This is a genomic window from Colwellia sp. MB3u-55 (genome assembly GCF_014076785.1).
Taxonomy (GTDB): domain Bacteria; phylum Pseudomonadota; class Gammaproteobacteria; order Enterobacterales; family Alteromonadaceae; genus Colwellia_A.
The window spans coordinates 1-24,912 of record NZ_JACGUS010000068.1 but is presented as its reverse complement, the minus strand read 5'-3'; the positions used below and the strand labels follow the sequence as shown (position 1 = coordinate 24,912).

Below are 24,912 nucleotides of genomic sequence, written 5' to 3'. Positions count from 1 at the left end.
TAATTACTTAATAAAAATGGAGCCTAATCGCTCCATTTTTATTGATAGCATGAAAGGCGCTTAGCTAAAATGAATCGCCAGGAATACGTACCCAACCTTCCATTAATACCCGAGCACTTCGGCTCATTACGGCTTTATCAACAATCCAGGCACCATTAACTTCACTGGCTTGTGCGCCCACTTTAAGCGTGCCTGATGGATGACCAAAAGTCACAGATTCTGAGCCTTCACCTGCAGCATTACCCGTAGCAAGAGCAACTAATGTGCCCGGAATAGCGGCTGCTGCGCCAATAGCAACTGCCGCTGTGCCCATCATCGCATGGTGTAATTTACCCATAGACAATGCGCGCACGTGTAAGTCAATATCGCTTGCTAAAACAGCTTTACCACTTGAGGTAACATAATCTTTAGCTGGTGTAACAAAAGCAACTTTGGGGGTATGTTGGCGAGCCTCTGCTTCTGAAATTTCAGTAATTAAGCCCATTTTAATCGCGCCATAAGCACGAATCGTTTCAAAGCGTTCTAATGCTGCAGTTTCGCCATTAATGGCTTCTTGTAACTCGGTGCCGGTATAACCAATTTCATCTGCATTTAAAAAGATGGTTGGAATACCTGCGGTGATCATCGTTGCTTTAAAAACGCCAACACCAGGTACCTCTAAGTCATCAACAATATTCCCCGTTGGAAACATCGCCTCTGATGGATCAACCGGCGCGATAAATTCAACTGGTACTTCTGCCGCAGGGAAAGTAACTCCGTCGAGCTCGAAATCACCGGTTTCTTGTACTTCACCGTTGGTGATAGGTACTTGAGCAATAATCGTTTTTGAGATGTTTTTTTGCCAAATACGTACGGTACAAATTCCGTTTTCAGGAATACGGGTTGCATCAACAAGGCCAGAATTAATCGCAAATGAGCCAACTGCAGCGGTTAAGTTACCGCAGTTACCACTCCAATCAACAAACGCTTTATCGATAGCCACTTGGCCAAATAAATAATCTACATCGTGATCGGCTTGGTTTGATTTTGCTAAGATAACGGTTTTGCTGGTGCTTGAGGTTGCGCCGCCCATACCATCGGTCTGTTTGCCGTAAGGATCTGGACTACCAATAACGCGTAGCAGCATATTATCGCGTGCTTCGCCGGCAACCTGACAACGTTCTGGTAAATCAGTTAAATTAAAAAACACACCTTTTGAAGTACCGCCACGCATATAAGTAGCAGGAATTTTTACTTGAGGTATGTGTATTTGGGGAGTATGAATCATCAGTTTTCCTTCAATATTTTTCGCTTCTCACAAGACGCTTTAGCTAGGTTGAATGGTCTCACATAGCAGACTATGCTGCTGCCATTATCCTTACTAAAAAGCTTTTTGCTTTGCGATTTTTTTACTAATAAAAAGCAGCAAATTAGTTACCTAAATTGCTGCTTTAATTAAAATTACACCGAGTTGATTTTTATAAGACGTGTTTTATCAAGGCCAACGCGCAGTTGACTAAGGTCAATGAGCATTTCAAACCAAGATAAAACATTAAAAATCAATTATTTATTAGACGCCAAGAAGTCATTCGCAAACTTTTGCAATACGCCACCCGCATTGTAAACTGACACTTCTTCGGCGGTATCTAAACGACACTTAACTGGTATCGTTAATAATTCGCCGTTGGTACGGGTCATTAACACGTTCATTTCAGCGCCCGGTGACATTTCACCGTTACCTGCAACATCAAACGTTTCGGTACCATCAATATTGTAGGTATGACGTGTTTCGTTATTAACAAATTGCAAAGGTAAAACGCCCATGCCTACTAAGTTAGTACGATGAATACGCTCAAAACCTTCGGCAACGATCACCTCAACCCCAGCTAAACGAACACCTTTAGCCGCCCAATCACGTGATGAACCTTGACCATAGTCAGCGCCAGCAATGATAATTAACGGTTGTTTGCGCTCCATGTAGGTTTCAATCGCTTCCCACATACGCGACTCAGTGCCCTCTGGCTCTATACGCGCCAGTGAACCTTGTTTAATGTCACCCTTGTCATCACGACACATTTCATTTAACAATTTAGGGTTAGCAAAAGTTGCTCGTTGCGCGGTTAAATGATCGCCGCGATGCGTTGCATAAGAGTTAAAGTCGACTTCGGGTAAGCCCATTTTATCTAAATAAGCACCTGCAGCACTATCGAGTTGAATAGCATTTGAGGGTGATAAATGATCTGTGGTGATGTTGTCACCTAAAACCGCTAACGGACGCATACCTTTCATGGTACGTTCACCCGCTAAGGCGCCTTCCCAATAAGGTGGACGACGAATGTAAGTGCTCATTTCTCGCCAATCATAAAGCGGAGATTCAGCCGGCTCAAAAGCGCCTAAATCAAACATCGGCGTATAAATTTTCTTGAACTGCTCTGGCTTAACACAGCTGGCAACTATAGCATCTATGGCTTCGTCAGTTGGCCAAATATCTTTTAAGGTAATATCATTACCTTGTTGATCTTGTCCGAGTACATCTTTTTCAATATCGAAACGCATCGTACCGGCAATAGCATAAGCAACGACTAACGGTGGTGAAGCTAAAAAGGCTTGTTTAGCATACGGATGAATACGTCCGTCAAAGTTACGATTACCCGATAAAACCGCCGTTGAATAAAGATCACGGTCGATAATTTCTTGTTGAATTTTTGGATCTAACGCGCCCGACATGCCGTTACAAGTTGTACAAGCGTAACCGACAATACCAAAACCCATTTTTTCCATTTCAGATAATAAACCGGCTTCTTCTAAATAAAGTTTCGCGACTTTTGAACCTGGTGCAAAAGATGATTTAACCCAAGGTTTGCGCAATAAGCCAAGCTCGTTAGCGCGTTTAGCCACTAAGCCTGCCGCCACAACGTTGCGAGGGTTCGAGGTATTAGTACAACTGGTTATAGCGGCAATAATAACCGCACCATCTGGCATCTCTCCGGCTTTTTCTTGTGCTTTACAGGCATCAAGGTCTTTCGCTATGCCTTTTGACGACAATTCGCTGGTCGGTAAACGACTGTGCGGATTAGACGGGCCAGCCATATTACGACCAACTGATGATAAATCAAACTCGATAACGCGGTCATATTCAACGTCAGCTAAGTCATCAGCCCATAAACCGGTATGTTTAGCATAGGTTTCTACCAGTTCAACTTGCTCTGGCTCACGGCCGGTCAGTTTTAAATAATCAATGGTTTGTTGATCAATATAAAACATTCCTGCTGAAGCGCCATATTCAGGTGTCATGTTCGAAATAGTAGCGCGGTCGCCTATAGTTAAGCCTTTGGTGCCTTCACCAAAGAATTCTAAGTAACTTGATACCACTTTTTGATTACGCAAAAATTCAGTAATGGCTAAAACCAAATCAGTAGCCGTAATACCCGGTTGGCGTTTACCTACCAGTTTTACGCCAATAATATCAGGTAAGCGCATCATCGACGGGCGACCTAACATGACGGTTTCTGCTTCTAAACCACCGACACCAATAGCTATAACACCCAAGCAATCGATATGCGGGGTATGGCTGTCGGTGCCAACACAAGTATCAGGAAAAGCAACACCGTCACGTAGTTGAATAACCGGTGACATTTTTTCCAAATTGATTTGGTGCATAATGCCATTACCCGCAGGAATAACATCAACATTTTTAAACGCTGTTTTGGTCCATTCAATAAAATGGAAACGGTCTTCGTTGCGGCGGTCTTCAATGGCACGATTTTTCTCAAACGCATCACTTTCAAAACCAGCATGTTCAACAGCAACAGAATGATCAACAATTAATTGCGTTGGCACAACCGGGTTTACTTTTGAAGGATCACCACCTTGCTCAGCAATCGCATCACGCAGTCCCGCTAAATCAACCAAAGCCGTTTGACCTAAAATATCATGACAAACAACACGTGCCGGATACCATGGAAAATCAAGATCTTGCTTACGCTCAATTAATTGCTTAAGTGAATCTATTAAAGTTTCAGGTGAACAACGGCGTACCAATTGTTCCGCTAATACGCGTGAGGTATAAGGTAGTTTTGCGTAACTACCGGCGCTTATTGCTTCAACCGCCCCTCGAGTATCAAAATAATCTATATTGATGCCGCCAATTTTATAACCGGGCAACGGTTTGCGATGTTCATAATTCATAGTCATTACCTTTCGCTGATAGGTGGAACCGTTCTCGGCTTAGCGCCTTTGTAGTCAGCACTTGGACGAATAATACGGTTATTTGAACGTTGCTCCATAATGTGAGCAGACCAACCTGTTACGCGTGAACAGACAAAAATAGGGGTAAACAATTTAGTGGGAATACCCATGTAGCTGTACGTTGAAGCATGGAAAAAATCAGCGTTACAGAATAATTTTTTGGTATCCCACATGAATTCTTCACAGGCCACTGAAATATCGTAAAGTGAGGTATCACCATTTTCAGCCGCTAACTTTTCAGACCATGCTTTAATAATGACATTACGTGGGTCTGAAGTACGGTAAATTGCGTGACCAAAGCCCATAATTTTTTCTTTACGTTCAAGCATACCCGCCATTTTTTCTTTAGCGTCGCTTGGCGATGAGAATGATTCAATCATATCCATTGCGGCTTCGTTAGCACCACCATGAAGTGGACCACGTAATGTGCCAATAGCGCCGGTAACACATGAAAACATATCAGACAAAGTTGAAGCACATACACGCGCCGTGAAGGTTGAAGCATTAAACTCATGTTCTGCATATAAAATTAATGATACGTCCATAACACGTTGATGCTGTGCTGATGGGCTTTCACCATTGAGTAAGCGCAAGAAATGTCCGCCTAAAGAGTCTTCGGTTGAGGTACAGTCAATTTCTACACCGTCATGAGAGAATTTATACCAGTAACACATAATGGCAGGAAATGCGGCTAATAAGCGATTGGCGGCTTGGTTTTGCTCGCTAAAATCATTTTCTGGCTCTAAATTACCTAAGAATGAACAACCGGTGCGCATAACATCCATTGGATGAGTTTCTTTTGGAATAAGTTTTAATACCGCTTTTAATGCTTGCGGTAAGTCGCGCATGGCAAACAACTCAGCTTTATAAGTGGCGAGTTCTTTTTCATTAGGGAGTTCGCCATGGAAGAGTAAATAAGCAACTTCTTCAAAGGTACTGTTTTCAGCTAAATCAGCAATATCATAACCACAATAGGTTAAACCTGAGCCTGACTCACCAACGGTACAAAGCGAAGTTTCACCCGCACTTTGACCACGTAAGCCTGCACCACCAATTTTTTTATCTGCTACTTTTACATCTGACATACTATTTTCCTCATATTCTTTTGTTGGGTTAGTCGCTTGTATCGCTGCTAACTTAGTTTTATTTTATTATAATATCTGTTACTTATTTTTGCCTTCTGTGAACAAAGCATCAAGCTTTTGCTCGTAGTCGTGGTACCCCAAGTAATCGTATAAATCCATACGCGTTTGCATATTGTCTATTTCAGCTTTTTGGTCACCATCATCAAGTAAGGTTTTGTAAACCGACTCAGCCGCTTTATTCATCGCACGAAATGCTGATAATGGGTAAAGTACCATCGCACAACCCCACTCACCTAGTTGCGCTTTGTTCCATAATTCAGTTTGGCCAAATTCGGTAATATTAGCGAGCACTGGCACATCTAACGCTTCGGTAAAAGCGCGATAATGTTCTTCTGTTTTAACTGCTTCGGCAAAAATACCATCAGCCCCCGCGGCAACATAAGCTTTAGCTCTTTCAAGTGCTGCTGCTAAGCCTTCTTGAGCAAAAGCATCAGTACGAGCCATGATAAAGAAGTCTTTATCAATACGCGCATCTACAGCGGCTTTAATACGGTCAACCATTTCTTGAGTTGAAACAATTTCTTTATTTGGACGATGTCCACAACGTTTCTGCGCCACTTGGTCTTCAAGATGAACCGCGGCTGCCCCTGCTTTTTCCATATCGCGAATAGTTTTAGCGATGTTAAATGCACCACCCCAACCGGTATCTATATCAACCAACAAAGGTAAACTTGAAGCAGCAGTAATACGTTGAACGTCAGCAATAACATCATTTAAAGAGGTCATACCTAAATCTGGTAAACCATATGAAGCATTGGCAACACCACCACCTGAAAGGTAAATCGCTTGGTGACCTAATTGCTCAGCCATCATCGCGCAATAAGCGTTGATAGTACCCACTACTTGTAAAGGTTTATTGTTTACTAGTGCTTGACGGAATTTAGCGCCAGGTGAAAGTTGCGTAGACATAGGGTTTCCTCTTAGTTTTGTTAAATAATTGTTGTGCTATTTGTTAAAGCCACTTGTCAGCTTTACTTTTATTTATTGTGTTGCGCTATTTTGTAGCGCTATTTTCTTTTCGATATTTTTTCTTGATGCGGCAATATGACGTCTCATCAAAATTTCAGCAAGTTCGCCATCTCGGTCACAAATCGCTTGGATAATATGTGAATGTTCTTCAAAGGCACGGGTTGCGCGTGGGCTATGCATGCCAAATTGAATACGGTACATACGCACTAAGTGGTAAAGCTGCCCGCAAAGAATATTGATTAATTGTTGATTATGGCTACCTAAAATCACTTTATAGTGAAAGTCTAAGTCGCCCTCTTCTTGATAATAAGCAACACCATCGATAAGGTCTTGTGAGTTGGCGTGTTGAGCGAGCATATCTTGCATTTCGGCTATTTCATCATCGCTCATATTAATTGCCGCTTCTCGACAAGCCATGCCTTCAAGCGCTTCACGAACCACGTATATTTCTAATAAGCCTTCGATGGTGCAATCAACAACTCTTGAGCCAACATTGGCTTTACGCTCAATTAAATGACATTTTTCTAAACGATTGAGGGCTTCTCGCAAAGTAGAGCGACTGATTTCATATTGCTTAGCTAACCCGGGCTCACTAATTTTGCTGCCTGCTGCTATTTTTCCATCAACAATCGCATGAAGTATGGCATAAAAAACTTTGTCTGCAGTGGTCACTGGTTCTTGTAAGGTTGGATTGTCTAATGCCATAAGTATGCTAGCGCCATAATTGTCTTAACGAGGTAATTGTCGACATTTACCGATTTTAAAAATCATACTAAAGCACACAGCTTAAAAGTCAAGTAGACCAAAGTATAATTGTCGACAATTTAGTTATTGAATTAGGTGTAGGCGCTGAGGGAATTAACCAAAAAACCAATAGCAAACCGCTATTGCTGCAGTAATCCCAGCTAAATCAGCAAGTAAGCCACAGGCAATGGCATGTCGACTATATCGAATACCCACAGAGCCAAAATAAACGGCTAGTACATAAAAAGTTGTTTCTGTTGATCCTTGAAAAATTGATGCTAATCGACCGGCAAAAGAATCGGCACCATGGGTTTTCATCGTTTCAATCATCATAGCTCTGGCACCAGAGCCACTTAACGGTTGCATTAACGCGGTAGGCATCGCATCAACAAAGCGGGTGTCAAACCCTAAAATCATCACTAACTCCCTAAAACTGTCGACAATTAGTGTTAATGCGCCACTGGCACGAAAGACGCCAATAGCGACCAACATCGCCAATAAATAAGGAATAAGTTTAATACTGGTATCGAAACCTTCTTTAGCCCCTTCTATAAAGCTGTCGTAGACATCGACCTTTTTTCGAACTGCTGCCAAGATAAAAATAATTAAGGTCGAAAAAATTAAAAAATTGCCTAAAAATGACGACTGTTCGGCAAGTGCTTGTGAGGTCAGCATCGAGAAATACACCACTAAACCTCCTACTAAAGCAATCGCTGCAGATAAATAGAGTAAAATAATTGAGTTATACAGCTTAATTTTTTGCACTGTGGCTACCGCTAATAAACCAGCGAAAGTTGAAGCAAACGTTGCCAGTATAATAGGGACAAAAACATCGGTAGGGCTAGCAGCTCCCTGCTGAGCGCGATAAACAAACACAGCAACGGGAAAAAGTGTAACGCTTGAGGTATTTAAAACCAGGAATAATATTTGTGCATTGGTCGCGGTATCTTTTTGGGGATTTAATTGCTGAAGATCTTGCATGGCCTTTAAACCAAGCGGCGTTGCTGCATTGTCTAAACCCAAAAAGTTAGCCGATAAATTCATCGTCATTGAAGCAATAGCCGGATGACCTTTAGGGACGCCTGGCATTAAACGGGTGAATAACGGCGAAATAGCGCGCGCAAGCTTATCCATTAAACCGGCGTTTTCAGCAATTTTCATCATGCCCAACCAAAAGCTTAAAATACCAATTAAGCCAATCGCAATATCAACGGTTACTTTTGACATTGAAAAAATCGCTTGCACGAGTTCTTCAAAGATTAAAAGATTATCAAGAAAAAACCATTGATAAAGCGCCGAGCCAAAAGCAATAAAAAAGAAACTGATCCACAAACGATTTAACACAAAGATAATCTTATTAGTCATAGATAATGAAATTATCATGACATATTAGCCGCAGTAATTACAGTCAAATAGGCTTGTAGACAGGTGGAGAGAAATAACGGCACACTAGCGGTGTGGGTATTAGCCATAAAATACAAGACAACAAAACAAATACTATTTATCAGTAACTTATAATAAATTAAATTTAAATTAGCTTTTAAAAAAGTTTACACTACAATTAATCACACAGTGTAAATATCAATCAATTGCTCGCGATTTTTAATTTTTATTTTACTGATTTTTATCGATGTAAATAGTGTTTATTAGCGCACGGCTCATGCTTTACGAGCCATTCCCTTGGGCCCGAGCTAGCAATAGTTTCGGGCACTTTTTTGCCTTTATTTTAGCTTAAAAAGTCGTTTGAAATTTGCCGTTGAAAGCTCGGCTATCGTTTCAACTGACTGACCACGAACGCTGGCTAAAAATTTAGCAACATCGACTACATAAGCGGGTTGATTTTGCTTTCCTCTGTGAGGAACTGGCGCTAAGTAAGGTGCATCTGTTTCAATTAAAAATCGATCATCGGGGACAAGTTTAGCAACTTCACGTAATTCACTGGCATTTTTAAAGGTAACGATACCAGAAAATGAAATATAAAAACCAAGGTCAATCGCTTGCTTTGCCATATCCCAAGTTTCGGTAAAGCAATGTAAAATACCACCAACATTTGCGGCATTTTCTTCACGAAGAATATCTAAGGTATCTTGCTGAGCATCACGAGTATGAATAATTAGCGGTTTATTTAATTGATTCGCAACACGGACATGTTTGCGAAAAGAATCGAGTTGCACCGCTTTAGTTTCAGGTGCATAAAAATAGTCTAAGCCAGTTTCACCAATCGCAATAACTTTGTCGGTTTGTGATAAACGGGCAAGCTCTTCTTGGTCGATTAAATCATCTTGATTTAGTGGGTGAGCGCCACACGACAACCAAACATTATCATATTTAGCCGTTTTTTCTACCATGCTAGGAAATTCTGCTAAGGTTACGCTAACACACAAAATCTCGTCTACTTGAGCGGCGGCGGCGGCTTTTAAAACATTGTCTAACTCGCCATCAAACTCGGTTAAATCCAGCCTATCTAAGTGGCAATGTGAATCTATAAACAAACAACTTTCTCCAATAATTTTTTAATTAAAACAAAATTCTACATTGACAATGTTGGCTCTGAAGAGCTCAATAGGCGCCCTATCAACTTTTCAATTTGATTACGCACATTGTCATTATCTTCTTCAAAACTCACACCAATACCCGCTGGTGTACCATTTTGAGCGCCTATTGGCGTTAACCAGCATACTTTACCTACAACACTTGATGGCTCTAAGGCGTCAGGCAAGGTGACTTCAAGTGTTACTTCATCGCCCAGATTAACCTGTTCCTGACTGCGGACAAATAGCCCTCCATTTTTAACAAAGGGCATATAGTATTGATATAATTCTCTGTCAGATAAAAATTCTAAGCTAAATTGTTTCATCGTTATTCCTCAAATTTATCTTATGAGTTAGTTATTATAATCTTATTTTTCTTCGGTAACTGCTGTTATGTCAACGAGTAGCTTTTCAAAGATGAATTGAGCTAGTATTGCTTGCTATTCGCATGCACTTATTTTTCTATTTTTCTTCTATAACGGCTGTTATGTCAACCAGTAGCTTTTCAAAGATGAATTGTTTGTTTGCTTGTATTAACAATTTAAGTTGTTTAATAGCAGATAAAACTAATTGATATATTGACCAAATTACCTGCTCATTCAAGATAATGTCGCCTTTTAACCAATTATATTGTTGGCGCATCAACTTAACCATGACTTTTTCTAACCAACGAACGCTATTGGTGTTATCAACCAGTAAACTTAATATTTCACTACGTTTAATAGTTTTATTTTGCAAAAAAGTAAAGAAACAGCTCTCAAAATGTTGGTATTGGTCATTAACAAAACTGTCAGAGAGTTCTTTTAAGTGACTCAAGTTAACAAAAGGGTCGCTACCAGATTGCTTAAGCTCAGCTAATAATTTTTCACCAACCGGCGGCCGAATATCAATCACATAACAACGACTAATAATGGTCGGTAATAACGTTTCAACTTCAGAGGTTAATAAAACAATATAGTTATTAGCATTAGGTTCTTCAAGAGTTTTCAATAAGGCATTGGCCGCAGAGATTGTCATATGATGTGCTGCGGTTATTAATGTCGTTTTACAATGACCTATTTGCGCTGTTTTTTCGAAAAAACGACTCGCTTGTCTCACTTGATCAACACCAATACTTTTTCCGCCACTTTCAATAAGCAAATGGTCTGGGTAAGTATGACTTTTATGCAGTAAGCACGCCTTACAGACGTTACACGGTAAGATAATACCCTGCGAGTTTTGGGGTTTAGTACAAGACAAAACCTGAATAAGCCACAGCGAAAGATCACTTTTACCCGCGCCTTCGACACCATTGATCAAGATGGCATGCGGTAATTTTATTTGCGTTATTTGCTTTGATAACAAAAGTTGCTGTTGCTCTAACCAACTGTGCATTAGTGTTTCCTGCTAACGGTGATAGTCATTAATAGCTTTTTAAAAATTCGTTTACCGCTAATCGAATATTATTATGTACAACAGGCATAGGCGCACTGGCATCAATAATTTTAATCGTTTCATCGGCTAACGCAATTTCAAGATACTTATTACGGACACGATGAAAGAATTCTATTTTTTCTAATTCGATACGATCCAATGCCCCTCGAGCTTGCGCTCTTGCTAAACCTAGCTCAGGAGATATATCTAAATAGAGTGTTAACTGCGGCTTAAAGCCTTTTAAGGTCACTTGGGCAATTGTGTCCATAAGTTCATCGTTAAATTGCCTGCCACCCCCTTGATAAGCCCTTGAGCTTAAATCATGGCGGTCACCGATGACCCATTGACCTTTTTCTAATGCCGGAAGAATTCGATTCGCCATTAGCTGACTGCGGCTAGCGTACATCAATAATAATTCAGTTTCTTGTGTCAATATTTCTTGGTGATCGGCAGATTTCACGATATCGCGCAATGACTCCGCTAAAGGAGTGCCTCCTGGCTCTCGAGTATTAATAAAATCAATACCATGCTCGGTGAGTATTTTTTTAACCACTGAAATAGCTGAAGATTTTCCTGCTCCTTCAATACCTTCAATGACAATAAATTGACCTTTATTCATTTTTTACTTCTTATGCAATTTTTAGTTCAACTGATATTTTTTTACTGCCGCATTATGATCTTTTAAATTAGTTGAAAAGATATGCTGACCTTTGCCATTACTGACAAAATATAAATAATCTGTTGTTAATGGGTTTAACGCGGCATGTATGGCACTTTTACCAGGCATAGCGATAGGTGTAGGTGGCAAACCATTAATTCGGTAAGTATTATACGGTGTTTTCTCGCGCAAGTGACGATATTTGATGTCTCCTTGGTAACGTTCACCTAAACCGTAAATAACGGTTGGGTCAGTTTGTAGGCGCATCTTTTTGTTTAAACGGTTAAAAAATACCGATGAAATAATGCCATGCTCGGCATTTTTGCCACTTTCTTTCTCAATTATTGATGCCATGATCAACGCTTGATACTTATTTTTATAAGGTAAAGGTTCGGCGCGATTTTGCCACGCTAGATTTAATTCAACGGACATTTGTTGTTGAGCACGTTTTAACAATTCTATATCGGTAGTACCGGCAGTAAACGCGTAAGTTTCTGGGTAGAACAGCCCTTCGGGATTAACGTGTTCAATATTGAGTTTACTCGCGATGTCAGCCACCGAAGTTTGCTGAAGCGTGTGCACTAGGTTATCTGTTTCACTCAACTGCACTAACCATTCCTTAAAGGTTGTTCCTTCAATAAAAGTCACAGTAAATTGATGCTCTTTACCGGCAACTAATTGCGCCAACAAATCCTCGACAGAAACGTCTTTATTAATTTGATAAGTGCCCGCTTTTATATTCGCATACTCGGGCTTAAGCCGAACATAATTACGTATCCAAAAACGCGTATTGAGCCAGCCCTTTTTGATCAGTTGTTCTGAAAAGCGACTAAACGAGGTACCGTCTTTAATGGTTAATAGTTGGGTGGATGAAATATTGAGCGGCTGTTTCATTTGATAAAAGGCATAGGCAACTAAAGAGGCGCTTAACATCACCACGGTGAAAAACGACACAGCAAATATTATCTTAATTTTTTTCATTTTTAGCTAATATCCTCAATAAAATTAGCCATATCACGACAAGGCATTAATGCTAATTTTTGATGTTGAAATTGTCTAACCGGCATAATACCCATAACACTGTTGCAAATAAACATCGCTTGGATATTAATAAGCGCGGCAAGTTTTACGTTAACGACCTCAATTTTACAATAATTACCCGTAGTCTGTAAGATATGATTACGCATTAACCCTTCGACACCTGACTCTTTTAATTTTGGTGTGTACCAAACATTATTTTTCAGCCAAAAGACATTCGCCGCACTTGCTTCAACAATATCATCAAAATAATTTAGTACTAATAAATCATCTTCTGCTCGGTTATCAACTTCCTGGCGAACAAGCACCTGCTCAAGACGATTAAGGTGTTTTATCCCTGAGAGTAAAGGGCTAATACCTAACTTTAATGAAGATACGCCCAAGTGAAGACCTTGTTGTTGCATGTTTGCATAATGCTCTGGAAAAGGGTGAAAAGTAATAATAACGTTACTTGTTTGGCAGCCTTGTCGAGAATATCCTCGCCCACCATCACCTGCCGTTATAATCACTTTTGTTACAGACAAAGTATAACGCTCTGCTACAGCCATTAATTCAATAATGACTTTGTTCATATCTGGCAAGGGAATATTGAGCGTTTTACAGCTCATGGTTAATCGTTCAATGTGAGACGCTAATCGTTCAACTTTACCATCAAGCACTTTCGCAGTAGTAAAAACGCCGTCACCATAAGCTAAGCCACGGTTATTGATTGAAGGGTGTTGCTCTACTTGACCATTAACACTTTGATAATACATATTGGGTTTCATTAGAAATAGAAAAGCCTGAATACTGATGACTAGTATTCAGGCTTAAACAATTAACTGCAAGGTTTAGTTGATGATATTTCTCGGTTATTGCGCTTAAACTTTTTTAAAGATTAATGAACCGTTCGTGCCACCAAAGCCAAAAGAATTACATAAAGCATATTCTAAATTGGCATCACGTGCTGTATGAGCAATATAATCTAAATCACAACCTTCGCTGGGATTATCTAAATTTATTGTTGGTGGTACCACATTATTCATTAAGGCTTGCACCGTAAAAATAGTTTCAATCGCACCTGCTGCGCCCAACAAATGACCGGTCATTGACTTTGTAGAGCCCATCATAAGTTTATAAGCATTGTCACCAAATACCGATTTTACTGCGTTGGTTTCGGCAATATCGCCTGCGGGTGTTGATGTACCATGAGCGTTAATATAACCAATTTTACTTTGGTCAACTTTTGCATCATTAATCGCATTAATCATCGCGCGCGCACCACCTTCGCCATTGGCCGGTGGCGAGGTCATATGGTAAGCATCAGCACTCATACCAAAACCAACCAGCTCAGCATAAATTTTTGCACCACGCGCTTTTGCATGTTCAAATTCTTCAAGCACTAAAACACCTGCGCCATCACCTAGTACAAAACCGTCGCGGTCTTTGTCCCAAGGACGTGAAGCTTGCTCTGGTGAATCATTGCGCGTTGATAACGCTCGTGCAGCACCAAAACCGCCAATACCCGTTCGTGTTGAAGCTTTCTCAGCTCCACCGGCTAACATAGCGTCAGCATCGCCATAGGATATCATACGAGCCGCATGACCAATATTATGCACACCACTTGTACAAGCCGTTGCAATAGAAATGTTAGGACCTCTTAAGCCGTGCATCATCGACAAGTGACCAGAAATCATATTTATAATAGTAGAAGGCACAAAAAATGGTGATAATTTGCGAGGACCTGCATTAAGCATTTTCTCAACATTTTCTTCAATTAATCCTAGGCCACCAATACCAGCACCAACAGCAACACCAATTCTATGGGTGTTTACATCATCAACTTCAAGACCTGAGTCTTTAAAAGCCTGCATACCCGCGGCAACACCATATTGAATAAAAAGATCCATTTTCTTGGCTTCTTTTCGTGCAATATAATCTTCTGCATTAAAGTTTTTAATTAAACCTGCAAACTTAGTGGTGTATACAGAGGTATCAAAATGTTCAATATTACTAATGCCACTTTTACCCAGCAATAAATTTTGCCAAGTAGATTCAGGACAGTTGCCCAAAGGGCTCAACATACCAAGACCGGTAACAACAACGCGTCTCATGACTATGTGCCTCCGCTAAGAGTTTATAAGGAAAAAGAAATCGTTATATTCTCATATTGAGAAAGTAACAATATATACCCGATCCACTTCAAGATGCAGTTTCAGAATTAAGCTAGGAAATCAGTTCAAGGCGCGATACGAGGATAATCGTTATTCCCTTACCAAGTATTGCAACGCTGAGCTCGCTTTATAGCTTATCTGCAACGTTATTGATTTCAACAATAGAATAACTATTCTCTTCAATCAATGTTTTGCCCATACAGATATAAGTACTTGGGTTATGTACGGAATGTATAACCTGTGCTGCTTACTCTTTATCGACTGCTGAGACCTACATCTTGAAGTGGTACGAGTATGAATCGGAGATAAAAAAACAGGCGGTAAAAACCGCCTGAATGTGTACTTTAAATTCTCATTTAAAAGCCTGGCTTGGAAACCAGTAACTAAAAACTAATAATTAACGTTGTAATTATTGGTTAGCAGTAACGTAATCAACAGCTGCTTGCACAGTTGTGATTTTTTCAGCTTCTTCATCTGGAATTTCAGTATCAAATTCTTCTTCTAACGCCATGACTAATTCAACAGTGTCTAAAGAGTCAGCACCTAGGTCGTCAACAAAAGAAGAGCTGATTTTAACTTCTTCTTCACTTACACCTAATTGTTCAACTGTAATTTTTCTTACGCGTTCTTCAATAGTACTCATTTTTTTTCCTTTCTAGAAAATATAATTTTTCGTAATTGTGTGTAGTTTATTCGTCAACAGCCTAGCTTGCAAGCTTCTAATTTTAATTTTCGTCTGGTCTAACCTGTTGACTGCTCTAAATTTGTTCAATTTGTTGGTTCAATAATATTAAGCCAACTAATTAAACCATATACATACCGCCGTTTACATGCAATGTTTCGCCAGTAATATATGCTGCACCATCGGAAGCTAGAAAAACAACTGCGTTAGCAATTTCTTCTGGCTTACCTAAGCGATTTGCCGGTACTTGAGAAAAAATACCTTCTTTTTGCTCATCTGTTAAGGTTTGTGTCATATCGGTATCGATAAATCCCGGCGACACAGTATTAACAGTTATGCCACGAGATGCAACCTCACGCGCTAATGATTTTGTAAAACCAATCAATCCAGCTTTTGCGGTTGCATAGTTTACTTGCCCTGCATTGCCCATAGTGCCTACTACTGAGCCAATATTAATAATGCGACCATTGCGTTTTTTCATCATAGCGCGAATAACCGCTTTACTGATTTTAAACACAGATGAAAGATTAGTATCAATAATATCTTGCCATTCATCATCTTTCATTCGCATAAATAAATTGTCACGCGTAATACCCGCATTATTGACTAATATATCAATGCCACCATGATTCTCTTTGATCGCTACAAACATAGCGGCAATAGAATCATTGTCAGTAACGTTAAGCACTAAACCATGGCCTTCGCCTAGATATTCGCTAATGTTATCAGCGCCATGTGCAGATGTTGCTGTACCTAATACCGTTGCACCTAAAGCTTTAAATTGGCTTGCAATGGCTTTGCCGATACCGCGACTTGCGCCAGTAACTAAGACGACTTTTCCTTCAAAAGAAAACATAATTTACCCTATCTAATTGTTTCTAATGCTTCAGTTAATGATGCTTGATCATTAACTGAAACACTGGTGATTGTTTTGTCGATACGTTTAATTAACCCTAGTAACACTTTACCTGGGCCAGCTTCTACAACGAATGAAACACCGTTTTTTGCGAGTAGCTCTATCGTTTCTGTCCAACGTACAGGACTGTACAACTGCTTTATCAAGGCTAATTTTATTGCTTCAACATCTGTTTCTGCAACAACATCAACATTATTTACCACGGGAATTTCTGGTGTATTAAAAGTGATATTATTAAATGCTTCCGCGAGCTTGTCAGCGGCATCTTTCATCAATGCGCAATGCGATGGCACGCTTACCGGTAAAGGTAGCACACGTTTTGCGCCCGCTTCTTTACATAAGACACCGGCACGTTCTACCGCAGCTTTATGACCGGCAATAACGACTTGTCCTGGCGAGTTAAAATTAACAGCCGCAACCACCTCGTTATCTTGTGCTTTTTCACAGGCATCAATAATCGCTTGATCATCTAGACCAATAATAGCAGCCATAGCGCCAACGCCCTCAGGTACAGAGGCCTGCATAAATTCGCCACGTTTCTCAACTAACTTTACACCTTCTGTTAAAGAGATAACACCCGCACAAACTAATGCCGAATATTCCCCTAAACTGTGACCCGCTAACATTGCCGGTTTACAATCAGACTGTGATGACCATAAACGCCATAATGCAACACTGGCGGTTAATAGTGCCGGTTGGGTAAAGTTTGTTTGATTGAGCTTTTCTACGGGACCCTGCGCAACTAATTGCCAAAGGTTATAACCTAAAGCAGCAGACGCTTCTGAAAAAGTATTTTGTACGACTTCATTGTCAGCAAAATCAGCTAACATACCGACAGTTTGTGAACCTTGACCGGGAAAAACAAACGCTAAATTATTTTGCATTTTATTACCTAATGTTTATTTGTGTTTTAATTAAAGGTGTATTGATGATACTTAATGGATTATTTTCTTGATAAAAAGATAATGCTTTAAATACGCTTTATGTTAACTCAATACTAATAATTTATTTGCGACCACAAGCAAAACCATTTTCAAGTTTGTCTTTTATTTTTTCTGGCACTTGACGTTCAATTTCTTTTATCGCCTCTAATATCGCCATATAAAAAGCTTTTGAACTGGCATCACCGTGACTCTTGACCACAATACCGCGTAATCCTATCAGACTTGCGCCGTTATACTGGTCGGGGTTCAGGGGTTTAAAGAGTTTTTTTAACGTTGAGGACAATAAACGTCCAACAATTCGGGTAAAAATGTTGCGAGACAACACAGTATTCATTTTTTGGTAGACTAAACGAGCAACACCTTCACAGGTTTTCAGCGCAACATTACCGACAAACCCATCACAAACAATCACATCTGCTTTGTTCGTGAAAATATCATTACCTTCGACAAAGCCGATATAATTAATATCACTGTTTTGCGCTAATTTTGCTGCGGTTTGTTTTATATGGTCACTGCCCTTCATTTCTTCTTCACCCATATTCAACAAGGCTATACGTGGCGACTTAATGCCATCGACCTGCTCTGCCATAACAGAGCCCATAACAGCAAACTGGTACAAAACATTAGAGTCACAAAAAACATTTGCACCTAAGTCGAGCATAAAAACATGTTTGTTTTCATCATGGGTAGGAAGAGAAGAAATTAATGCTGGACGTTCAACACCAACGAGTGTTTTCAAAACGAAATGGGCCATTGAAAAAAGTGCACCGGTATTGCCAGCACTTACACAGGCTTGTGCTTTTTTTTCATGAACAAGATCAAGAGACTTTCGCATTGAAGAATTTTTTTTGTTACGCAAAGCAACAATAGGTTTATCGTCCATTGCCACTATTTCAGTGGTTGGAAAGATGGTCAATTGGGGATGGTTAGCACACTGGCATTTGGATAATTCAGCGTTAATAATATCGACATCACCGCAAAGAATAAGATGAAGTTCTGGAATGTTTTTCACTGCTAAGATGGCAGCAGGAATTGTTATAAGGGGGCCTTTATCGCCCCCCATAACATCTAACGCTATGGTTAGATTTTTCAAAGCAATCAGCTTACTTGTTGATTACTTGAACACCTTTGTAAAAGCCATCAGCTGTTACATGATGACGACGGTGTGTTTCACCAGATACTGGATCTACTGATAAGTTTTCTGTTGTTACTGCGTCATGTGAACGGCGCATGCCACGTCTTGAACGAGACTTTTTGCTCTTTTGAACTGCCATTAGCTACTCCTAAAAATCGGTTAATCGTTATTAATTAAATAAGTTGTTTATTTAAATTTCTGTAATATATCAAATGGGTTTGGTTTCTCAAGCTCTTCAGGCAATTCGCCCCATACACTGTCAACTGATGCCTGACACTGACTGGGCTCATGCATTGCAATTAACGGAATTGCGAGTAATAACTCTTCTTCCACTAATTCTAGCAGGTTAACTTCACCATTTTCATCTAATTCTATTGCGTCATAATATGACGGCAATGCTTCAGCGGCTTCATCATCTTTAGCAGGACTTAGAGTAAACTCTACATCCAAATCTATTATCAATGGTTCAGTACAACGCTGACAAATTAATGCTACTGATACGGATCCTGTTCCTGATATGACATTCAAGCCGAGATCGTCCACATCAAAATTAACATTAACCTGCATCTGCTCATTGCATGGAGTACACACTTCAAGCAATCTATTCATCCCCGACACTTCAAAGAAGCCGTCACACACCAACCTGCGTTGGGCGCTCTTTCGGGGGTTTATCATTATCGGGAGTTTAAGATTTTGCATAAGGCGCGCATATTAATGTGCTTGCCCCCTGCTGTCAAAAGAAAAATAACAATTTTTCTTTAAAAATTAAAGAAAGCCCACATATTATTGTATAACTGTTTATATTTTGAGTAATTCCTGTGAAAACTTTAGTTTTAGCTTCTACATCACCTTTTCGAAAAATTATTTTAGAAAAGTTAAATTTAGCTTTTGATTGTGCAAAACCTAATGTCAATGAAACACCATTAATTAACGAAACAGCCATTGAACTTGTGGAACGTTTAGCCGTAGAAAAAGCAAAGGCAGTTGCCAGTCAATTTCCGAATGCGCTGATTATTGGTTCAGATCAAGTGGCTTTGTCTGCAGGAAAGATATTAGGTAAACCGCACAATTTTGAAAATGGCTTTAAACAACTGAGCAGTTTTAGTGGCAAAGCGGTAGAGTTTCATACGGGTTTATGTGTGTTCGACAGTTCAACAGGAAGAAGCCTCTCGTTGGTTGATTTATTCACCGTACACTTTAAAGAACTCTCTGCACAAGAAATTACTGCCTATTTACATGCAGAAGTGCCTTATAACTGCGCAGGGAGTTTTAAAAGTGAAGGACTAGGTATTTGCTTATTTGAAAAGCTTGAGGGGGATGATCCTAATACTCTAATAGGTTTACCGTTAATTAGACTGATTAGTTTACTTAAAGCCCAGGGGTTAGATGTGTTACAAGAGCAAAAAACAGCAATAGCATCCGTCGTTTAATCGGTGTGTGTAATAGCCGAATTAATTTAGCTTAGTTGCCGGCAGCAACGTTTGCTATTTGACTAAGCAATCAAATAACAAACAGTTAATGACAATAGCGACAGGTATTACCCCTTAACCGCCCTATTTAACAATAATTGATGTAGTTCAGCCAATGAGCCAACAATCGCCTTTGGTTGATACGTTGACAGCACTTTTTCATCGTGGACACCATAAGTTACTCCAATACTATCAACCCCTGCTCTTTGCGCCATTTCAAGGTCAAAAGAAGTATCACCTATCATCACCGCTTGATGCTTTTCAATCTTTAATTCTTTTAACAAACTATTGATCATATCTGGATCAGGTTTAGAAATACTTTCATCGGCACATCGAGAGGCATGGAAAAAGTGCTCGGTATCACTCGCTAACCAAACACGTTGTAAACCTGCTCGTGCTTTTCCTGTCGCAACCGCTAAAATTTTATCTTCATTTGTTAAATTTACTAATAATTCAAGCGCATGATCAAATAAAGGGGTTGGCGTAGTATTTACTTCAACATATTGATGCTTATATTGTGCCGTTAATAATTGTACCTGCTCTTCATTAGCCTCAGGAAATAATGTTGCAATCGCTTTAGGTAAACTTAAACCAATAATTTGTTTCGCTTGATGATAAGCAGGTGGTGCAAGTGATAATGCAACAGCCGTGGCTTGCATTGAGAAAACAATACGATCGACAGAGTCCATTAAGGTGCCGTCCCAGTCAAAAATCACTAATTTATAGTTGTGCATATTTTCTCTTTTGGTCATTTAATAATTGAGGTCTTATTTGCTCATAAGTGTTTAGCTTGTATAACCAAGATAACGGCGTGAAGCTAAATTTACTTTAGTATCACGCCGGGGGAATTACTTTAGTTTTGTTAGTAAATTTTGTAACGAATGCTCTAACGGTGCTTCTATTTTAATTCTTTCATCGGTACTTGGATGGGTAAACTCGATACTAGCCGCATGTAAAAATAAGCGCTTAAGTCCTAGTTTTCTCATGTCTTCATCAAAGTTTTCATAGCCATATTTTGAATCACAAGCGATAGGGTGACCTTTAATTTGACAATGCACACGAATTTGGTGAGTACGACCCGTAACAGGAAAGGCGCGAATGAGTGTGGCATTTTCAAAGTTTTTTAACACTTTAAAACGCGTTTCTGATTCTTTACCATTAATGTTATCGACAACAACGACACGTTCACCCGATTTTAAATCATTCTTTTTCAAGCCTTCCGTTACACGGGTTAATTTAGTCGACCATTGCCCCTTCACTAAGGCATGATAAAATTTCTGCACCGTTTTATTACGCAACTGCTCATGTAAGTGACGTAAAGCTGAACGTTTTTTAGCAATAACTAAACAGCCTGAAGTATCTCTATCGAGTCGATGAACAAGTTCAAGCATTCTTGCGTCGGGGCGTAAAGCTCGCATGGCTTCAATTAAACCAAAACTTAAACCACTACCACCATGAACTGCCATGCCGGAAGGTTTGTTAATAACAATTAAACGGTCATCTTCGAACAATATTTGTTTTTCTAAATTAGCGACAATATTTAACTTAGTAGACACTTCATTAGTATTTTCAGAAATACGAATGGGCGCAACACGAATCAGATCCTCATCTTGTATTTTGTATTCTGGTTTAGTCCGTTTTTTATTAGCCCTTATCTCGCCTTTTCTTAATAGGCGATAAATCATGCTTTTCGGCACACCTTTTAAGGTTTTTAATAAAAAGTTATCTATTCTTTGACCAGCGTCTTCGCTATCGATTGTATAAAATCGAACTTGGGGTTTTGTATTTTCATTCATAAAAGCGAGTTTAACATATATATTTTCATTTTAGCGTAATTAACTCAGCGATTTAATTGCCTTTTGCCTCAATTAAGTGGGATAATCTTGGCGTTATTGTTTATTTAAGACAATAAGGTAAAAAATAGAAGCTTTTAGCGAAACGTAAGAGGCAAAATGCGGCCACATTAATGTGCGTTATCACGATAAATTATTATCGACGACACATTAACCGAACGGCCTATTGCAAGAATTGACCTGAATAACAAGTCAAAAAACGGCATAAACATTTTAGTCCCGCGCAACGAAAGCTATTTTGTAATGATATAAACCAAATTAGATAAATTTCCATCGAGCAACAAACCGAATAGTAAGCCAAAACGCCGAATTTCAAACTGCTCAACAAATATCAATTTGATAATATCGAGCACAGCACAATTTGCTGCGCGCATGAAGAAACAATTTTTCTTGGGTGAATATCACCTGAGGGTACAATCAGATTAAATAACAGCTTACAGCGCACTATGGCGCTGTAATATGACACCCGAGAGGCTGACAAATTGCTGTTACCATAGCGATAAATTGCTTTGTGTTCGAAGCTTATAGTGTTGTGACTAAAATGAGTCACTAAAACTATGAAACGTATGTTAATTAACGCTACACAATCGGAAGAGTTACGTGTAGCACTTGTCGATGGTCAACAACTTTATGATTTAGATATCGAAAGTCCTGGTCATCAACAAAAGAAATCAAATATTTATAAAGCAAAAATTACGCGTATAGAGCCGTCTCTAGAAGCTGCATTTGTTGACTATGGCGCCGAACGTCATGGTTTCCTACCGATGAAAGAAATCGCACGCGAATATTTCCCTAAAGGTTATACCTTTCAGGGTCGTCCTAATATCAAAGAAGTCTTGCGCGAAGGCCAAGAAGTTATAGTTCAAATTGATAAAGAAGAACGCGGCCAGAAAGGCGCAGCGCTAACGACTTTTATCAGTTTAGCCGGTAGTTACTTGGTATTAATGCCAAATAATCCTCGTGCTGGTGGTATTTCTCGTCGCATTGAAGGCGATGAACGCACAGATTTAAAAACCTCTTTAAACAAATTAGAATTACCTAAAGGCATGGGCTTAATTGTTCGCACTGCTGGTGTAGGTAAAGACTATGAAGAATTAGACTGGGATTTAAACGTTCTTTTACACCATTGGAAAGCCATTTCAGAAGCGGCAGAAACTAAACCTGCTCCCTTTCTGATCCACCAAGAAACTAACGTTATCCTTCGTGCTATTCGTGACTATTTACGCCGCGATATCGGTGAAGTATTAATTGATCGCCCGAAAACATTCGAAAGTGTTAAAAAACATATAGAAGTGGTTCGTCCTGATTTTTTAAGTAAAATAAAACTCTACACGAACGATGTTCCCCTATTTACTCATTACCAAATTGAAACACAAATCGAATCTGCGTTTCAGCGTGAAGTAAGACTTCCTTCTGGTGGCTCAATTGTTATTGACCCAACTGAAGCGATGACATCGATCGATGTTAACTCTGCCCGCGCAACTAAAGGTAGTGATATAGAAGAGACAGCATTTAACACTAACTTAGAAGCTGCTGAAGAAGTTGCTCGTCAATTACGTTTACGTGATTTGGGTGGTTTAGTCGTTATTGATTTTATTGACATGACACCTGTGCGTCATCAACGTGAAGTTGAAAATCGCATGCGTGATGCTGTAAAACAAGATAGAGCTCGTATTCAATTAGGTCGAATTTCTCGTTTTGGTTTATTAGAAATGTCGCGTCAACGTTTACGCCCTTCTATCGGTGAAACTAGCCAAGGCGTTTGTCCTCGTTGTAATGGTACTGGACACGTACGTAGTGTTGAATCATTGGCCTTGTCTATTTTGCGTTTAATGGAAGAAGAAGCCATTAAAGAAAATACGCAACATGTACAAGCTCAAGTGCCTGTACCTGTAGCGACTTACCTTTTGAATGAAAAGCGTCGTTCAGTATTTCATATCGAAAAACATCACGGCGTTAATATTCTTATTATTCCTAATCCTCATATGGACACACCACAATATGAAGTCATTAGAGTAAGAACTGACGAAAGTGTTGAAGAAGCAAGCTACGAAAGAACCATTACTGAAGCTTCAGTTGAAGAAGCTGTAATGCCTAAATTCGATAAGCAAGCCGCTAAACGTGACGAGCCAGCATTACAAGGCATGTCTTCACCTAAGCAATCAGCACCGTTAACCGCAGTAAAACCTGTAGCGCCTGTCGCTCCAGTTAAAGAATCTGCGGGCTTATTTGATGGTTTAATTAAGTGGGGTAAATCACTCTTCGCTGCCGAAGAGGAAGTTGCACCTAAAGTTGTTGAACCTGCAAAGAAACCTGAAAGCAACAACAGTGAACGTCGTCCGCAACGTGGTCGTCAAGGTCAACGTCGTAACAATAATAATCGTAACGAAAACCGCAACGATAACAGAAATGCTAATCGTAACGACAAACGTAATGATACTCAAAATGAAGATCGTGCTGATATCAAGCCAGTCATTAATGACAATAAAGACAACATTAATGAAAATAAAGATAACAAGCCGAATAAACAGCCTCGTAAAGCGCCAGTAGAGCGTAATACTAAGCCTAAAGAAGAAAAAACTACAGTACGTCGTCAACGTCGTAACAACAGTAAAAAAGTACGTATTGTTGATGAAAACTCAACGGTTGTTAATAACGCTGCGTTAAGCAAAATAGCCGCAGAAGAAAAGGCTCAAGTAGTCGCGACTATCGATGAAGCGGTAACCGTTGAAACAGTAGCTACACAAGCCGACGCTGCACAGCCAGAGCTTAGTGAGACTAAAACTAGTGATGAACAACGTCCTAGAAACCGTCGTTCACCTAGACATTTACGCTCTAATGGACAACGACGTCGTCAACCTGCTGAAAATCAGGCTGTTGATGTTAACGCAGCAGCAGTAACAACTGAAGTTAGTGAAGACCCTGTTGAAGCAAGATATCCTGAAACGCCTGTAGTTGAAGCACCAGTAGTTCAAACACCTGTTGCTGAAACGCCTGTTGTTGAAACGCCTGTTGTTGAAACGCCTGTTGTTGAA

23 protein-coding genes are annotated in these 24,912 nt (G+C 39.7%); 2 read left to right on the top strand and 21 right to left on the bottom strand.

Going from position 1 to position 24,912, the window contains the following annotated elements; translation table 11 throughout:
• Positions 1-64: 64 nt before the first annotated feature.
• The 19 genes from prpF to yceD all read right to left on the bottom strand — a co-directional run bounded on the left by prpF (position 65) and on the right by yceD (position 19,254).
• Positions 65-1,267, bottom strand: coding sequence for a 2-methylaconitate cis-trans isomerase PrpF (gene prpF / locus H4J66_RS02065; protein WP_182169919.1), 1,203 nt, complete (start codon positions 1,265-1,267; stop codon positions 65-67).
• A gap of 275 nt (positions 1,268-1,542) precedes the next feature.
• Positions 1,543-4,167, bottom strand: coding sequence for a Fe/S-dependent 2-methylisocitrate dehydratase AcnD (acnD, locus tag H4J66_RS02060; protein WP_182169916.1), 2,625 nt, complete (start codon positions 4,165-4,167; stop codon positions 1,543-1,545).
• 5 nt (positions 4,168-4,172) lie between these two features.
• Entirely contained in the window at positions 4,173-5,312 is a 1,140-nt protein-coding gene (gene prpC / locus H4J66_RS02055) for a 2-methylcitrate synthase (protein WP_182169913.1), read from the bottom strand.
• A 78-nt stretch (positions 5,313-5,390) separates the two neighbouring features.
• On the bottom strand, positions 5,391-6,281 hold the full coding sequence (gene prpB, locus H4J66_RS02050) for a methylisocitrate lyase (RefSeq protein WP_182169910.1): 891 nt from the start codon (positions 6,279-6,281) through the stop codon (positions 5,391-5,393).
• 72 nt (positions 6,282-6,353) lie between these two features.
• Complete coding sequence (locus tag H4J66_RS02045; RefSeq protein WP_182169907.1) at positions 6,354-7,046, bottom strand: GntR family transcriptional regulator; 693 nt, start codon at positions 7,044-7,046, stop codon at positions 6,354-6,356.
• Between the two features lie 153 nt (positions 7,047-7,199).
• Positions 7,200-8,429, bottom strand: coding sequence for a nucleoside recognition domain-containing protein (locus tag H4J66_RS02040; RefSeq protein ID WP_182170305.1), 1,230 nt, complete (start codon positions 8,427-8,429; stop codon positions 7,200-7,202).
• Positions 8,430-8,806: 377 nt separating this feature from the next.
• Positions 8,807-9,577: a TatD family hydrolase gene (locus H4J66_RS02035; RefSeq protein ID WP_182169905.1), complete on the bottom strand. Its 771-nt coding sequence runs from the start codon at positions 9,575-9,577 to the stop codon at positions 8,807-8,809.
• A gap of 38 nt (positions 9,578-9,615) precedes the next feature.
• On the bottom strand, positions 9,616-9,942 hold the full coding sequence (locus H4J66_RS02030; protein WP_182169902.1) for a PilZ domain-containing protein: 327 nt from the start codon (positions 9,940-9,942) through the stop codon (positions 9,616-9,618).
• Between the two features lie 136 nt (positions 9,943-10,078).
• Positions 10,079-10,990: a DNA polymerase III subunit delta' gene (locus tag H4J66_RS02025; RefSeq protein WP_182169900.1), complete on the bottom strand. Its 912-nt coding sequence runs from the start codon at positions 10,988-10,990 to the stop codon at positions 10,079-10,081.
• Between the two features lie 28 nt (positions 10,991-11,018).
• Positions 11,019-11,648, bottom strand: a complete 630-nt coding sequence (gene tmk, locus H4J66_RS02020; protein WP_182169898.1) for a dTMP kinase — start codon at positions 11,646-11,648, stop codon at positions 11,019-11,021.
• Positions 11,649-11,669: 21 nt separating this feature from the next.
• Complete coding sequence (mltG, locus tag H4J66_RS02015; protein ID WP_182169896.1) at positions 11,670-12,668, bottom strand: endolytic transglycosylase MltG; 999 nt, start codon at positions 12,666-12,668, stop codon at positions 11,670-11,672.
• Between the two features lie 2 nt (positions 12,669-12,670).
• On the bottom strand, positions 12,671-13,492 hold the full coding sequence (pabC, locus tag H4J66_RS02010; RefSeq protein ID WP_182169895.1) for an aminodeoxychorismate lyase: 822 nt from the start codon (positions 13,490-13,492) through the stop codon (positions 12,671-12,673).
• A 93-nt stretch (positions 13,493-13,585) separates the two neighbouring features.
• Positions 13,586-14,824 carry a beta-ketoacyl-ACP synthase II gene (gene fabF, locus H4J66_RS02005; protein ID WP_182170302.1) on the bottom strand — a complete coding sequence of 413 codons (1,239 nt, stop codon included), beginning with the start codon at positions 14,822-14,824 and terminating at the stop codon, positions 13,586-13,588.
• Positions 14,825-15,287: 463 nt separating this feature from the next.
• The gene (gene acpP / locus H4J66_RS02000; protein WP_070376501.1) at positions 15,288-15,521 is read right to left on the bottom strand and encodes an acyl carrier protein; all 234 of its coding nucleotides are present in this window, start codon (positions 15,519-15,521) and stop codon (positions 15,288-15,290) included.
• A 160-nt stretch (positions 15,522-15,681) separates the two neighbouring features.
• Positions 15,682-16,416, bottom strand: a complete 735-nt coding sequence (fabG, locus tag H4J66_RS01995; RefSeq protein ID WP_070376500.1) for a 3-oxoacyl-ACP reductase FabG — start codon at positions 16,414-16,416, stop codon at positions 15,682-15,684.
• Positions 16,417-16,424: 8 nt separating this feature from the next.
• Positions 16,425-17,360, bottom strand: a complete 936-nt coding sequence (gene fabD, locus H4J66_RS01990) for an ACP S-malonyltransferase (protein ID WP_182169894.1) — start codon at positions 17,358-17,360, stop codon at positions 16,425-16,427.
• Positions 17,361-17,481: 121 nt separating this feature from the next.
• Positions 17,482-18,483 carry a phosphate acyltransferase PlsX gene (plsX, locus tag H4J66_RS01985; RefSeq protein ID WP_404842806.1) on the bottom strand — a complete coding sequence of 334 codons (1,002 nt, stop codon included), beginning with the start codon at positions 18,481-18,483 and terminating at the stop codon, positions 17,482-17,484.
• A 40-nt stretch (positions 18,484-18,523) separates the two neighbouring features.
• On the bottom strand, positions 18,524-18,694 hold the full coding sequence (gene rpmF, locus H4J66_RS01980; RefSeq protein ID WP_070376498.1) for a 50S ribosomal protein L32: 171 nt from the start codon (positions 18,692-18,694) through the stop codon (positions 18,524-18,526).
• Positions 18,695-18,741: 47 nt separating this feature from the next.
• Positions 18,742-19,254 (bottom strand): 23S rRNA accumulation protein YceD, encoded by a 513-nt coding sequence (yceD, locus tag H4J66_RS01975; RefSeq protein WP_182169892.1) that lies wholly within the window; start codon positions 19,252-19,254, stop codon positions 18,742-18,744.
• Between the two features lie 119 nt (positions 19,255-19,373).
• On the opposite strand from yceD, the gene H4J66_RS01970 reads away from it, so the two are divergent.
• Positions 19,374-19,985 (top strand): nucleoside triphosphate pyrophosphatase, encoded by a 612-nt coding sequence (locus tag H4J66_RS01970; RefSeq protein WP_182169890.1) that lies wholly within the window; start codon positions 19,374-19,376, stop codon positions 19,983-19,985.
• A gap of 107 nt (positions 19,986-20,092) precedes the next feature.
• Here H4J66_RS01970 and H4J66_RS01965 read toward each other — a convergent pair whose 3' ends face one another.
• Complete coding sequence (locus tag H4J66_RS01965) at positions 20,093-20,758, bottom strand: HAD-IA family hydrolase (RefSeq protein WP_182169888.1); 666 nt, start codon at positions 20,756-20,758, stop codon at positions 20,093-20,095.
• A 114-nt stretch (positions 20,759-20,872) separates the two neighbouring features.
• A complete protein-coding gene (rluC, locus tag H4J66_RS01960) occupies positions 20,873-21,820 on the bottom strand; it encodes a 23S rRNA pseudouridine(955/2504/2580) synthase RluC (RefSeq protein WP_070376494.1) in 948 nt (315 codons plus the stop codon).
• A 614-nt stretch (positions 21,821-22,434) separates the two neighbouring features.
• On the opposite strand from rluC, the gene rne reads away from it, so the two are divergent.
• Positions 22,435-24,912: ribonuclease E (rne, locus tag H4J66_RS01955; RefSeq protein ID WP_182169886.1), on the top strand; the 2,478-nt coding region annotated here is incomplete at its 3' end.